This is a genomic window from Klebsiella sp. K5-306, assembly GCF_051835185.1.
Lineage (GTDB): Bacteria > Pseudomonadota > Gammaproteobacteria > Enterobacterales > Enterobacteriaceae > Klebsiella > Klebsiella oxytoca.
On the sequence record NZ_JAIFJY010000002.1, the window covers coordinates 352,903 to 365,934 of the forward strand.

Consider the following 13,032-nt stretch of genomic DNA (forward strand, 5'->3'; position numbering starts at 1 on the left):
CCGGGGGAGTGGACGGAGAGTTACAGCGATTGATGACGCGTTTCGTGAGTCAGCAGCAGCGCGATCATCGTCAGCGCCGCCATGGCGGCGAGGTAGAGCCCAACCGCGGGCAGACCGTAGTTGCCCTGCAGCCATGCGGCGATATACGGCGCTACGGACGCCCCGAGGATCGACGAGACGTTGTAGGAGAACGAGGCGCCGGTGTAGCGAACTTCGGTCGGGAATAGCTCCGGCAGCAGCGCGCCCATAGGGCCAAAGGTCAGCCCCATCAGGCTCAGGCCAATCAGCAGGAAGGCAAAGACCAGCAGCGGATTGCCGGAGCCGAGCAGCGGTTTAAAGGCAAACAGCGCGAAGAGGATGATGAGAGTCGTGATCACGACCATGCTCTTACGACGGCCAAAGGCATCCGCCAGCAGGCCCGCCACCGGCACCATCACGCCAAAACCAATGACCGCCATCATCAGCATCCACAGCACTTCGTTGCGCGGCAAGCCGAGACCAATCGGCGCGGCGGCGGTACTGAAGGTCATGGAGTAGACGGTCATGATGTAAAACAGCGTGTAGGTCGCCAGCATGATAAAGGTGCCGAGAACGGTGACGCGTACGTGTTTTGTCAGCAGGGTGCCCAGCGGGATTTTGACCTGTTTCTTCGCGGCGGCTACCTTTGCGAACACCGGCGACTCGTGCAGCGAAACGCGGACGTACAGGCCGATAATGACCAGCACGGCGGAGAAGATAAACGGCATACGCCAGCCCCATTCCATAAACTGCTGGTCGGTCAGCAGCCAGGAGAGCAGCAGGAAGGTGCCGTTAGCGAAGAAGAAGCCGATAGGCGCGCCCAGCTGTGGGAATGAGCCATACAGCGCGCGCTTGCGCGGCGGGGCGTTTTCCGTCGCCAGCAGCGCCGCGCCGCCCCATTCGCCGCCAAGGCCCAGCCCCTGGCCAAAGCGGGCCAGCGCCAGCAGCACCGGCGCCATAATGCCAATGGTTTCATAGCCGGGCAGCAGGCCGATAACTACGGTTGAGATCCCCATCGTCAGCAGCGAGGCCACGAGGGTCGCTTTACGGCCTACGCGGTCGCCGAAATGGCCGAATACCGCAGAACCGATAGGGCGGGCAATAAACGCGATGGCGAAGGTCGCCAGCGATTGTAGCGTCGCGGCGGCGGGATCGCCCTGCGGGAAGAAAATATGCGGAAATACAATGACCGCCGCGGTGGCATAGATATAGAAGTCGAAGAACTCGATGGCGGTGCCAATGAGCGAAGCGACGACGACCTTGTTGCGTGAGTTAACCGGAACGGTTTCCTGAGCATTGTCGAGTGTTGTGGCTGTGGCTTGCATAGATCTTTCTTATTTTTTGCGAACGAAAGGCCATATAGCCACAGCCTTGGGGACATTTCAATCTGTAACAAGGGGACGGGGAGGCTAAAAAACAGGCAAAAAGTGAATAATTTCTGTGCCAGAAAAATAAGTTCTATGAAATGCTTCACACAATTCAAATAATGGTTGATAAAACCAGGTTTAGGTTAAATAAAAGTTACATATTGGATTTATCTGCTGAAATGCCAGGTTGGGCTGAATTTTGCGTCTTTTATTCAGCCCAGTGATGGTTTAGTCGTGGGCTTTGCCCGGCATCCGGCGGTCGTCTTTATACTCGGCGGTCGCAATCCACGCGGCGCAGAAAAGCGTCAGGCGGGCGAAGAAATAGAAGAAGGCCATGATTCCCAGCACCGAGCCGAATGCCGCCCCGGACGGCGACTTGACCAGCGACGGTAGCGTCCAGGTCATGACGATCTTGATTATCTCAAAGCCGACCGCCGCAATCAGGGTGCCGCGAATCAGCGCCCTACGGCGCGGGCGGTGGCGCGGGAGTCGCCAGAAAATCCAGAAAAAGAGCAGATAGTTGGCGAAGATGGAAATGGCCAGGCCAATAAGCCGCCACGCCGGTTTCAGCCACTCGATGTAGTCCAGATAGAGCGCCGAGATAATCATCTGCTGAGCCGACCCGGCGATGGAGGTGATTGACAAGGTGATCACCAGCGCCACCAGCAGGCCGATTAGCGAGATAAAGTCGCGAAAGTACTTCACCCAAATTTTTTCCTGATCCTGCGGCGTACGCTCCCAGACGTCGCGGGACTGGGCGCGAATTGCCTCACGCAGGTTGCCCATCCAGTTAATGCCGGAATAGAGCGCCACCAGCAGACCGACGATGCCGACGGTGGTGCGCTGCTGTACGGCGGTATTGATGGTATTTTTCAGCGTTGCCGCGAGCGTCGGGTCGCTGACGTTAAGCAGGATTTTATCGAAGATGTCCTGTAGCAGCGTAGGATGCGAGGCCAGAACAAAACCGGCTGCTGCAAAAGAGACCATTAGAATCGGGATCATCGATAAAAATGAGAAGTAGGTGATCGCCGCACCAAACTGATTGCCCAGCCTGTCGTTGAAACGCTCTGCGGCGCGGATGAGGTGCGCAATAATGGGGTTACGCTGGACTTTTTCCGCCGTTCCGGTGACGCTTTTTAGCGCCTGGTTGGCTTTTTTCGCCACGGTGGAGTCATTTATCGCAGCCAGGGCGCTTTTATTTTCATCCGGCTGCTGGCCCGGATCCTGGGCTGGTCGTTGGGCGTCGTTTTCCGGCGTCATAAATTATTTCTTCCTTTTTTACAGCGATATTCATCAAAATTATATACGTAAAATCACGGATAAGGCGTGCCGGGGTCATCGGAGGCATGAATACGTTCCTGTTTGCCGCCTGTTCTGCGCTAATCGCTCGCCGGCATTTTGTTTGCGCAGGGCCGCGGAAAATTCATAATTCACTGATAGTTATCTATATTTATCCTGGATAAGGCGTTAGCTGCTACCCGACATAAAATACCGCTACTCCCACAAATACGGATTTTTCATCATGCGGACTCATCAACATAGTTTTTCATGAGCCCGCCCAGCCACTCCATAAACAGATGTACCCGACGTGAAAGGTTGCGCCGGTGCGGATAAATGAGCGAAACCGGCAGCGGCTCGGCGCGGTAGTGGGGCAGAATTTCTATCAGCTCCCCGGTGCGCAGCATTTCACGAACGCCCACCCGGGGTACCTGAATAATCCCCAGCCCCGCCAGGCACGAGGCTTGATAAGTTTCGGTGCTGTTAACCGTCAGAACGCCACCGGTTTTGACCCAGCGGACGGCGCCATCGCTAACCACTTCGAATCCCAGCGGGCGCACGCCCAGATTGCTGGCGTAGTGGATCAGCGCATGATCGGCGAGATCGTCCAGCGACTGCGGGTAGCCAAAGCGGGTGAGATATTGAGGACTGGCGCAGTTGATTTGCGTGAGCTTGCCCAGCGGTCGCGCAATCAGCCCGGAATCTTTCAGCGTACCGACGCGTATCACACAATCAAAACCCTCGCGGATTACGTCAACCAACCTGTCGCTGCTGCTGAGCTCCAGTTCGATGCCGGGATACTGCTGCAGAAATGCCGGCAGTTGCGGAATAACCAGTTTTTTCGCCACGGCGACCGGCATATCGACCCGCAGGCGTCCGCTAATGCTGGAGGGATCGAGCTGAAACATCCCGTCCAGCTCATCGAGATTGCTGAGCAGGTCTCTGGCGCGTTCGTAGTAGACCATACCATCCTGAGTCAGCTGCACCCGGCGGGTGGTGCGATGCAGCAGACGAACGCCAAGATGGTTTTCCAGTGCCTGAATCTGGCGCGAAACGCTCCCTTTAGGCAGGCCAAGCGTATCCGCAGCGCGGGAAAAACTCTCCAGCTCCGCTACTCTGATGAACAGCTGCATTGCGTGAATTTTATCCATTCCGCAGACCTTTTGTTGCTCTTAATGAAACAGTAAAGCGTAATTTTCAGTATTTATTGTTTTTATAGCAGCTAATAAGCTCTTTAACGAGGCAAACGCAACCGAAAAGGGGTTTTCTGATGACACAACGTATCGCTTTGGTGACCGGCGGCAGCCGCGGGCTGGGGAAAAACGCCGCCCTGAAGCTGGCGGAGAAGGGAACCGATATTATTCTGACCTGGCATAGCAACCCGCAGGCGGCGCTTGACGTGGTAGCTGAAATTGAGAAAAAAGGCGTAAAAGCCGCAGCATTACCGTTAAATGTCGGCGATATCACCAGTTTTGATGGTTTTGCACACAAGGTGGGGGAAGTGCTTCAACAACGCTGGCAGCGGGAGACATTCGACTATTTATTAAACAATGCCGGTATTGGCCTGAACGTCGCTTTTGCCGAAACCAGCGAAGCGCAGTTTGATGAATTAATGAACATCCAGTTTAAGGGACCGTTCTTCCTTACCCAGCGTCTGTTACCGCTATTGCAGGATGGGGGACGCATCCTCAACGTTTCCAGCGGACTGGCGCGTTTTGCTCTGCCGGGTTATGCGGCCTATGCCGCGATGAAAGGCGCGATGGAGGTACTGACGCGCTATCAGGCGAAGGAGCTTGGGGAACGCGGAATTTCGGTCAATATCATTGCTCCTGGCGCCATTGAAACCGATTTTGGCGGCGGCGTGGTACGCGATAACCCGCAGGTGAATCAGCATATCGCCGGGCAAACGGCGCTGGGAAGAGTGGGGCAGCCGGATGATATTGGTGATGCTATCGCCGCGCTACTCAGCGACGATCTGCGCTGGATGAACGCCCAGCGCGTTGAGGTCTCTGGCGGAATGTTTTTGTAATCCCCAGCCCCTTCATGGATCATGAAGGGGTATACGCATTTCATGCGCTTTCTTACTCCGTAACACACTTTCCCCGCTTTGCCATCGCCTGCGTTTGCGGGTTCGTTTAAAATAGAAAAATAATATTATATTTATTTTTACCTGCCTGGTTCATTAAGGATTTCCTTAATTTAAATGTAATAAATATTGTGAATAAGTAATGGCGTGAATAAGGCCTGTAACTATTCATTGTTATGATGTTTAGATAATCCTCCCTATCGGTAAAATGCCCCAGGCCAAACAGCGAGTTCTTATTTTATCTTGCTGATATTACCCTTCCCCCTCTTTTAATCGGGCATTTCTTTGTTGGAGATAAATCCATGCAGGTAATCATGTTTGACAGGCAGTCGATATTTATTCACGGAATGAAAATTGGCCTCCAGCAACACATTCCTGAACTTGATATTTTTGGCACCTGTCAGGCGGATCAGCTCTGGCAGAAGCTAACGGCGAATCCTGAAGCACTGCTCATTCTGGATGGCGATATGCACAGCGAGTTTTGCTGCTGGCTACTGCAGGAAAAGCAGCTCCGCTTCCCGGCGACTCAGGTGCTGCTGATCGTGTCCGACGATAATAAAAGCTGGCTACAGCGCGCGCTTTCCTGGAATGTGCGCGGGATCATTCAACGCAGGGAAAGCCTGCAAACATTCGCCCAGGCGATCAACAGCATCATGCATGGCCTGCTCTGTTTGCCGGGCGATTGGCTAATGACGGCGGAAGCGCGGGATAATAAATTGGTTCATTTAAGCCAGCGTCAGCGCGAGATTTTACAGCTGCTGGCGGCGGGAGATTCCAATAAAGAGATTAGCCGCGCCTTAAATATTAGCGCGGGCACGGTCAAGGCGCATCTGGAGTCGCTGTATCGCCGACTGGATGTGAAGAATCGTACCCAGGCGGCGATGGTGTTTAATGGCGTCAGCGAAACTTAATCGGTTGTCGCCTTGAATCTTGCGCACTCTTCACGCCGCTGTTCGTGGCCGCTGCGAATATTTTCCCAGGCGGTCAGCGCCTCAGCAAACCGCTGATGGTTAAGGTGAGTTAAAACAATATCAAGCTCCGGAGACGCCGGGCCGCAGCTAAAGGCTAAAGAGACCAGCGCATCATACTGCGATGGGTTAAGCCTCACCCGCAGGTTGCGCTTAAGCTGGCGCTGGCATTGCACCAGGTCGACGGTAAGCAAGGTCTCCGCGATCTCGCGCGTGAAGTGGTTGAACGTTTCATAATCGTTGAGAACGTGGCCATAGCCAATCACGCGCAGGCCGCTCTCGTCCCGATAGGGGGCGAGTGCTAATCCCTGAGTTCGTTTAATAAAGTCCAGGCCCTGCGGGCTTAGCGACGGTGTTATGGGGGACATGTTCTCTTCCTCTTTGGCTGGCCCGCAGTGTAGAGGAAAAGTTAACCGCGCCCTATTCGCCAGATGGCCCAGGCTGGTTATGCTCGCGGCGCAGCAGGCCGAAAAGCCAATCGTTGTGCCAGCGACCGTTGAGCCAGTAGCATTCACGCAGCTCGCCTTCCTGATGAAAACCAACCTTTAGCAGCAGATTTTTTGACGCAAGATTACCCGCGGTGACGGTCGCCGTCAGCCGCCGGATACCGCCCGTAGTCAAAGCGTACTCGCACAGCGCGCGCAGCGATTCACTGCCGTACCCCTTCCCCTGCGCGTGGGGAGCGAACAGAAAACCCACTTCAGCGCTATCGCCAGCGTGATGCTGGTAGCCGGTGAGGCCAAGGGGAGCATGGGTGAAGCGATCGCGCACGACCAGACACAGCCAGTGGGCCGCGCCCGGGGACCATAAGGGGAGCCGCGAATCAAAAGCCTCACGAATGTCGGCGACCGGGCGAGGATCCGCGACGTAAAGCATCACCTGGGGATCCTGCTGGAGGGCGAGGAAAAAAGGCCAGTCGTCAAGCTGCAGCGGGGAACAGCGCAGACGTGGGGTCATCAATTCTGGCATAGCAGGGTTCCGGCAAAAGTCGATGCCATGAACATAGCAGGACATCGACTGCCGGAACAGTCTGCCGTTACAACGGTTCGCCGTACAGACCAATAAGCCGGCGCACCACGCCATTGGTCCAGCCGAAGCCGTCCTGAAGCGGGTACTCACCCCCTCCGCCTTCGTGGGGAGTGGCGCTGGCGATGTGGTACTTTTCAATCAGCTTAAAGTGCTGTTTATAGAAATGATTCACCGTTTGCAGCCAGCTGTGGGCTATCTCATCGCCGAGCGGATCCTGACCGTACATTTTAAAACCCTGTACCGCCATCCACTGCAGCGGCGCCCAGCCGTTGGGCTTATCCCACTGTTCACCGCTTTGATATTCGGTCGCCATAATACCGCCGGGGGTAAGCAGGCGGGCGCGTACCGCATCGGCAAGCCTGTCGGCCTGATCGTGGGTCGCCATACCGACATAGAGCGCGACGATGCTGGCGGCGGAAAACAGAGCCAGCTGCTCGCGGCGCCAGTCATAATCGCGGAAACAACCGCTTTCGTCATCCCACAGATAGCGGGTCACCGCCGCCCGACGGTCGCTGGCCTTCTGGCGGAAAGCGGCCTCGGTTTCCCGGTCGCCCTTCAGGCCGGAGAGGTTGGCGATGGTATTCTCCAGCTTGAACAGCAAGGCGTTCAGATCAATGGGGATAAACTGGGTAGTGCGGATGCTTGCCAGTCGGGTGATATCGCGCAGCCAGCGGCTGGAGTAATCCCAGCCGGACTCCGCCCCCGCGCGCAGGTCGCGATAAACTTCATTCGGCGGGCGCCCGGAGCGCTTCGCCGTTTCAACATCTTCCCGCCACGACTCATCGCGCGGCGTGTCGCGATCGTCCCAGTAGCGGTTCAGCAAAGAGCCGTCCGGCATACGCACCACGTGACGATACGCCTGATTGGGGATCAGCGATTCCGCGCCGTCCATCCAGAAGCTGTACTCCATTTGCAGGTGGTCAAGGTACCGTTTAGCGCCGCGGACGCCATCTTCTTCAAACAGTTCGACCATCAGGGCAAAGACCGGCGGCTGCGAGCGGCTGAGATAGTAGGTGCGGTTGCCGTTAGGAATATGGCCGTAGATTTCGATCATCCACGCGAAATTATCGGCCATGCATTTCAGCAGATCTTCGCGGCCGCTTTCCGCCAGCCCCAGCATAGTGAAGTAGGAATCCCAGTAGTAGGTTTCGCTAAAGCGCCCGCCGGGAACAATATATGACTGCGGCAGCGCCAGCAGCGACGACCACGGAATATGATCCTGCGGCTCGCGGGTGAGGATTGGCCACAGATTATCAATATGCTCCTTGAGGGATCGCGTGGGATCGGAGACGTAGTCCTCGGCGCGGCTTTCCGGCAGCCAGAAATGATCTTCCACAAACTGGCGTAAATCGAATCCGGGGGTGCGCCTGATGCGACGATAGTGAATCAAGATATCCAGCGGATCCTGCTTCGGCGCGCAGTCCGGGAAGGTTTTACTATCGGCGAAAATTCGCGATTTCTGGACGTGGGCGAACAGCTCCAGATAACGATCGGCAGGGGTGAGGGCATCCGAGGCGGGCAGCCCTTCAATGATCTCCGGTTCAGGTTCGGCGTCGAACATTTCATCCAGCTTTAACTCATACGGATCGGCTTCGTAGCACGGATCGGTGTCGATCCTGAGCTCATCGTCATCAACGTTGCGTAATTTCTGGCTGAACATAGGGGTACGGACCTCCGGATTGCGTCAGTAGAGGATGCCGGGCACGCCCGACCTGTCTAATAAGCTTAGACATTCGCAGCGGGAAACGAAAAGAGAAGTGTGCGGTAGATCACGCTTTCCTCTGAACAATCGGTTCGGAGTTTTTGCTTTAACTTTTTGATCTACCGGATTAAAACCGTTTTAACCGCTGCGTATTGCGTTGAAAAATTCGGAGATTTCGTTTTGCAACAAAATCTAAATTCCCGGGCGCTGCCGCTATTCAGCCATTACTCCCACGCGGCTTCCAGCAGCTCCAGTAGCTGCTCGCTGGTCAACGTGACCGGGTTAGCCTTCATGGATGAGGAGCTGCTGGCGGCGAGGGCCGCAGGCTCCAGCGCTTCGCGGGGGACGCCGAGATCGCGCAGATTACCCAGACCGGCGCGCTGGCTCCACTCGCGCAGGCTCTCCCATGCGCTGTCAGGATCGGAATCCAGCCCAGCGGCCAGCCACTGGCGTACATCCGCAAAACGCTGGCGGAGGCGTGCGTCGCTAATTTGTGCTTCGTTGAGCGCCAGGCCGAAGGGGAGCAGACTACCGCAAAGTGCGCCGTGGGCAGCGTTGCTCAGGCCTCCCAGCGGACCTGCCAGGCCGTGAACCACGCCGAGTCCGGCATTGGCTAACGCCAGTCCGCCGCACAGGCTGACCCACGCCATCTCATCGCGGCTATCCGGACACTCATGTTCCATCAGCGTTCTGAGCGCTTTCATGCCGCGCGGGATCGCCTCCCGACAGAGTGCGTCGGTAAAAGGATTCGCGCGGGTGCACAGCCAGGGCTCAATCACCTGGGTGATAGCGTCGAGACCGGAGGCTAAGGTCACCGCGCGCGGCGCGCTGTCGGTGAGGGACGGGTCGATAATCGCCAGGTCCGGCAGCATGCGGTCGTCACGCAGGCTGACCTTGCGCTGCTGCTCGGGGACGTTAATCACCGCGTTCTTTGTGACTTCCGCGCCGGTACCGGCCGTCGTGGGAATGGCGACGAACGGCAGCGGATTGGCCTCTAATATGCGGCCGCTACCCACCACTTCCAGGTATTCGATCGCGGGCCCCTGCGCGGGAACCAGCGCCGCAATAGCTTTGCCCGCATCAATGACCGCGCCGCCGCCGAGGCTGACGATGGCGCCGACGCCTTTTTCCCGTGCCAGACTCACGCCCCGTTCAATATCCTGCAGGCAGGGTTCATGGGCGATAGAGAGTGTGGTGACGTGCAGCCGAAGCGCGTGGAGTTCGCTTAGCAAGCATTCCGCGCGCTGCGGGGTGGCGCCGTGAATCAGCAGAATCTTTGTCGAGCGCCCGGCGAGCCAGGGGGCCGCGCTTAGAGCAAGGCCGCGCCCAAAGCGGATATTGCCCGGTGTTAAAACGTTAAAAGAGGTCAACATGTCGGGTAACCTGTCCTGGAGAAAAATCGTGCAATCCACTATACACATTATCCGGCTGTACATGAGCCGCCGATGCAGTATTGTGAAACAACCATCTCTTTTGATTGAGGAATTGCTGACAATGATAAAAATACTGGGCAAACGCTCATCAATTAACGTGCGTAAGGTACTGTGGACCTGTGAAGAAGCGGGAATAGCATATCAGCAGGAGGATTACGGTAGCGGGTTCCAGTCCATCGAGACTCCGGCGTTTCGCGCCCTTAATCCGAATAGCCTGGTCCCGGTGCTGCTGGATGGCGATTTTGTGCTGTGGGAGTCAAACAGCATCTGCCGCTATCTGGCGCGCAAAGCCGGGCGGGAAGACCTGCTCCCCACGGCGCCGCAGGCTGCCGCCGAGGTTGAGCGCTGGATGGACTGGCAGGCAACGGAATTCAATACTGCCTGGCGCTACGCCTTTATGGGACTGGTGCGCAAGGACCCGCGTTTTCAGGAACCGACGGCTATCAAAGAGAGCATTGTCGCCTGGACCCGCTGCGTGCAGATCCTCAATGCGCAGCTTCAGCAAACCGGGGCATGGGTTGCCGGCAGCCAGTTTACGCTCGCGGATATCGTCCTGGGACTGTCGGTGCATCGCTGGAAAATGACGCCGTTCGCGCATCCGGAAATGGCCGAAGTGGAGCGCTGGTATATGGCGCTGAATCAGCGCCCGGCGTTTAAGCGCCACGGCAATAACGGCGTGGCGTAAAGATAAAAAAAGAAGCTCCGGAGAGCTTCTTTTTCATGTACGGTGCGCGTGTTACCGCATCGTCACAAACTCTTCCGCTGCGGTTGGGTGGATCGCCACGGTATTGTCGAAGTCTTTCTTGGTTGCGCCCATCTTCAGCGCCACCGCGAAGCCCTGCAGCATTTCATCCATACCGAAGCCGATACCGTGAATGCCGACAATTTTCTCTTCCGGGCCGAAGCAGACCAGCTTCATGCGGCACGGCTGGCGGTGTGAAGTGACGGCGGTATACATGGCGGTGAAAGAGGATTTATACACTTTTACCGCCTCATCGCCGTACTGCTCGCGCGCCTGCGGCTCGGTTAAACCGACGGTACCGATTGGCGGATGGCTGAATACCACGGTCGGGATGTTGCTGTAGTCCAGATGTTCGTCCGGCTTGTTGTTAAACAGACGCTCGGAGAGACGGCGGCCGGCGGCAACGGCGACCGGAGTCAGCTCGACGGCACCGGTATTATCGCCGACGGCGTAAATACCCGGAACGTTGGTATTCTGGAATTTATCGACGACGATATAGCCTTTATCGGTGGTTTCCACTCCGGTAGCAGCAAGATTGAAGTTATCGGTTGCCGGTTCGCGACCGATCGCCCAAATCAGGCAGTCCACGGTCAGGCTGCGGCCATCTTCCAGCTCCAGGGTCAGGCTGCCGTCGGCGTTCTTCACTACCGCTTTCGGAATGGCATGGGTATGCAGCTGTGGGCCTTCGGCGTTCATCACCTCAACCAGCGTTTCAACGATCAGCGGATCGAAGCTACGCAGCGGCGCGTGTTTACGCACGAACAGATGGGTCTCCGCGCCCAGTCCGTTAATCACGCCCGCCAGCTCAACGGCGATATAGCCCGCGCCGACTACCGCAACGCGCTTCGGCAGCGCCGGCAGTTCGAAGAAACCATCGGAATCAATACCGTACTCGACGCCGGGAATGCTCGGATGGCTCGGACGGCCGCCGGTGGCGATCAGAATATGGTCGGCGGTTATCGTCTCGCCGTTAACTTCGACGGTTTTCGCATCGACAAAACGGGCGAAGCCTTTAATGACATCGACCTTGTTTTTGCCCAGCACGTTATCGTAAGAGGTGTGGATACGATCGATATAGGCGCTACGGCTGGCGACCAGCTTATCCCAGTCGAAGTGATTAATTGTGGTATCAAAACCGTAATCCGGGCCATACAGATGGATGGCTTCACGGATCTGCGCCGCATGCCACATCACTTTCTTCGGTACGCAGCCGACGTTCACGCAGGTGCCGCCCAGGTCTTTGGCTTCAATCAGCGCACACTTTTGGCCGTACATAGCGGCACGGTTAATGGAGGCGATACCGCCGCTGCCGCCGCCAATGGCGATATAGTCATAATGCTTGCTCATGAGTCTTATCCTTAATGTCTGATTGGCGCGATTGTATACCTGAAATCACCAGGTTCCACCGATTGCTGTGATTGTTACTCAGGCACGATCCAGCTGACGGTGGCATGGCCGATACCGGTCGGCACCAGCTTTTTATGTAGCCAGGGCAGAACGTTGTTCATCTGCTGCTCCAGCTTCCACGGCGGGTTGATGACGATCATCCCGGAGGCGGTCATCCCGCGCTGGTCGCTATCCGGACGCACCGCCAGCTCGATTTGCAGAATTTTGCGAATGCCGGTGGCCTCTAACTCTTTGATCATGCGCTTAATCTGCGCACGCAGTACGACCGGATACCACAGCGCGTAGGTGCCGGTAGCAAAGCGTTTGTAGCCTTCATGAATTCCGGTGACCACCGCCTGGTAGTCACTTTTGATTTCATAAGGCGGGTCGATTAGCACCAGGCCACGACGAGATACCGGCGGCAGCTTAGATTTCAGCTGCTGATAGCCATCGGTTTTTTCAACCCGGGCGCGGTCGTCTTTCTGAAACTCCGCGCGCAGCAGCGGAAAATCGCTGGGATGCAGTTCTGTCATTTGCAGGCTATCCTGCTCGCGCAGCAGCTGGCGGGCAATCAGCGGAGAGCCGGGGTAGTAGCGCAGCTGGCCGCTACGGTTGAAGTGCTGGACCACGGAGATATACGGCTCCAGCTCGGCGGGCAGGTCATCCTGCTGCCAGATGCGGGCGATACCTTCGAGATACTCACCGGTGCGCTCGGCATGTTCGCTGCTCAGCTGATAGCGGCCAGCGCCGGCGTGGGTGTCCAGATAGAGAAACGGTTTTTCTTTCTCTTTGAGCGATTCAATGATCAGGCTCTGAACGGTGTGTTTTAGAACGTCGGCGTGGTTGCCTGCGTGAAAGCTGTGGCGATAACTGAGCATGGATGCGGTGATTCCGGGAATTAAACAAGATAACCGATAGTTTACCGCAGATCCGCCTGGATTACCGCTGCGGTACCGTGCTGTTTTAATTCCTGCTGGTGTTGTGTGAGAAGCGACTCCCCGGAGGCGGTGCTGGCGCACCTGT

The 13,032-nt window shown here is 56.6% G+C and carries 12 protein-coding genes; 3 read left to right on the top strand and 9 right to left on the bottom strand.

Translation table 11 applies throughout. The features are described 5' to 3' along the window. Positions 1 to 20: 20 nt before the first annotated feature. From K2184_RS05370 to K2184_RS05380, 3 genes are all read right to left on the bottom strand, one after another. Positions 21 to 1,343 (bottom strand): MFS transporter, encoded by a 1,323-nt coding sequence (locus K2184_RS05370; protein ID WP_004106691.1) that lies wholly within the window; start codon positions 1,341 to 1,343, stop codon positions 21 to 23. Between the two features lie 270 nt (positions 1,344 to 1,613). Then, on the bottom strand, positions 1,614 to 2,645 hold the full coding sequence (yhjD, locus tag K2184_RS05375) for an inner membrane protein YhjD (protein WP_004106689.1): 1,032 nt from the start codon (positions 2,643 to 2,645) through the stop codon (positions 1,614 to 1,616). Between the two features lie 260 nt (positions 2,646 to 2,905). After that, complete coding sequence (locus K2184_RS05380; protein WP_004106688.1) at positions 2,906 to 3,814, bottom strand: LysR family transcriptional regulator; 909 nt, start codon at positions 3,812 to 3,814, stop codon at positions 2,906 to 2,908. A gap of 119 nt (positions 3,815 to 3,933) precedes the next feature. Here K2184_RS05380 and K2184_RS05385 point away from each other — a divergent pair, with 119 nt between their 5' ends. Both K2184_RS05385 and K2184_RS05390 read left to right on the top strand, forming a co-directional pair. Further along, a complete protein-coding gene (locus K2184_RS05385; protein ID WP_004106687.1) occupies positions 3,934 to 4,692 on the top strand; it encodes an SDR family NAD(P)-dependent oxidoreductase in 759 nt (252 codons plus the stop codon). A 359-nt stretch (positions 4,693 to 5,051) separates the two neighbouring features. Next, the gene (locus K2184_RS05390; RefSeq protein WP_004106686.1) at positions 5,052 to 5,660 is read left to right on the top strand and encodes a response regulator transcription factor; all 609 of its coding nucleotides are present in this window, start codon (positions 5,052 to 5,054) and stop codon (positions 5,658 to 5,660) included. Here K2184_RS05390 and K2184_RS05395 read toward each other — a convergent pair. From K2184_RS05395 to K2184_RS05410, 4 genes are all read right to left on the bottom strand, one after another. Continuing rightward, positions 5,657 to 6,085: a lysozyme gene (locus tag K2184_RS05395; protein ID WP_004106685.1), complete on the bottom strand. Its 429-nt coding sequence runs from the start codon at positions 6,083 to 6,085 to the stop codon at positions 5,657 to 5,659. The genes K2184_RS05390 and K2184_RS05395 overlap by 4 nt on opposite strands. Before the next feature lie 52 nt (positions 6,086 to 6,137). Next, positions 6,138 to 6,686 (bottom strand): GNAT family N-acetyltransferase, encoded by a 549-nt coding sequence (locus tag K2184_RS05400; protein ID WP_004106684.1) that lies wholly within the window; start codon positions 6,684 to 6,686, stop codon positions 6,138 to 6,140. A gap of 67 nt (positions 6,687 to 6,753) precedes the next feature. Next, positions 6,754 to 8,406: an alpha,alpha-trehalase gene (locus K2184_RS05405; RefSeq protein WP_004106683.1), complete on the bottom strand. Its 1,653-nt coding sequence runs from the start codon at positions 8,404 to 8,406 to the stop codon at positions 6,754 to 6,756. Between the two features lie 266 nt (positions 8,407 to 8,672). Beyond that, positions 8,673 to 9,821: an iron-containing alcohol dehydrogenase gene (locus K2184_RS05410; protein ID WP_004106682.1), complete on the bottom strand. Its 1,149-nt coding sequence runs from the start codon at positions 9,819 to 9,821 to the stop codon at positions 8,673 to 8,675. 121 nt (positions 9,822 to 9,942) lie between these two features. Between K2184_RS05410 and K2184_RS05415 the strand changes: the two genes are divergently transcribed. Next, entirely contained in the window at positions 9,943 to 10,566 is a 624-nt protein-coding gene (locus K2184_RS05415; RefSeq protein WP_004106681.1) for a glutathione S-transferase family protein, read from the top strand. A gap of 51 nt (positions 10,567 to 10,617) precedes the next feature. Here K2184_RS05415 and gorA read toward each other — a convergent pair whose 3' ends face one another. Continuing rightward, entirely contained in the window at positions 10,618 to 11,970 is a 1,353-nt protein-coding gene (gene gorA, locus K2184_RS05420) for a glutathione-disulfide reductase (protein ID WP_163525734.1), read from the bottom strand. Positions 11,971 to 12,044: 74 nt separating this feature from the next. Beyond that, positions 12,045 to 12,887 (bottom strand): 23S rRNA (adenine(2030)-N(6))-methyltransferase RlmJ, encoded by an 843-nt coding sequence (locus K2184_RS05425; protein WP_017145277.1) that lies wholly within the window; start codon positions 12,885 to 12,887, stop codon positions 12,045 to 12,047. Between the last annotated feature and the right edge of the window lie 145 nt (positions 12,888 to 13,032).

Coding starts and splice junctions, on each gene's coding strand:
- K2184_RS05415 (WP_004106681.1), top strand. CDS start 9,943: ATGATAAAAATACTGGGCAAACGCTCATCAATTAACGTGCGTAAGGTA.
- K2184_RS05425 (WP_017145277.1), bottom strand. CDS start 12,887: ATGCTCAGTTATCGCCACAGCTTTCACGCAGGCAACCACGCCGACGTT.
- K2184_RS05385 (WP_004106687.1), top strand. CDS start 3,934: ATGACACAACGTATCGCTTTGGTGACCGGCGGCAGCCGCGGGCTGGGG.
- K2184_RS05400 (WP_004106684.1), bottom strand. CDS start 6,686: ATGCCAGAATTGATGACCCCACGTCTGCGCTGTTCCCCGCTGCAGCTT.
- K2184_RS05395 (WP_004106685.1), bottom strand. CDS start 6,085: ATGTCCCCCATAACACCGTCGCTAAGCCCGCAGGGCCTGGACTTTATT.
- K2184_RS05405 (WP_004106683.1), bottom strand. CDS start 8,406: ATGTTCAGCCAGAAATTACGCAACGTTGATGACGATGAGCTCAGGATC.
- yhjD (WP_004106689.1), bottom strand. CDS start 2,645: ATGACGCCGGAAAACGACGCCCAACGACCAGCCCAGGATCCGGGCCAG.
- K2184_RS05410 (WP_004106682.1), bottom strand. CDS start 9,821: ATGTTGACCTCTTTTAACGTTTTAACACCGGGCAATATCCGCTTTGGG.
- K2184_RS05370 (WP_004106691.1), bottom strand. CDS start 1,343: ATGCAAGCCACAGCCACAACACTCGACAATGCTCAGGAAACCGTTCCG.
- K2184_RS05390 (WP_004106686.1), top strand. CDS start 5,052: ATGCAGGTAATCATGTTTGACAGGCAGTCGATATTTATTCACGGAATG.
- gorA (WP_163525734.1), bottom strand. CDS start 11,970: ATGAGCAAGCATTATGACTATATCGCCATTGGCGGCGGCAGCGGCGGT.
- K2184_RS05380 (WP_004106688.1), bottom strand. CDS start 3,814: ATGGATAAAATTCACGCAATGCAGCTGTTCATCAGAGTAGCGGAGCTG.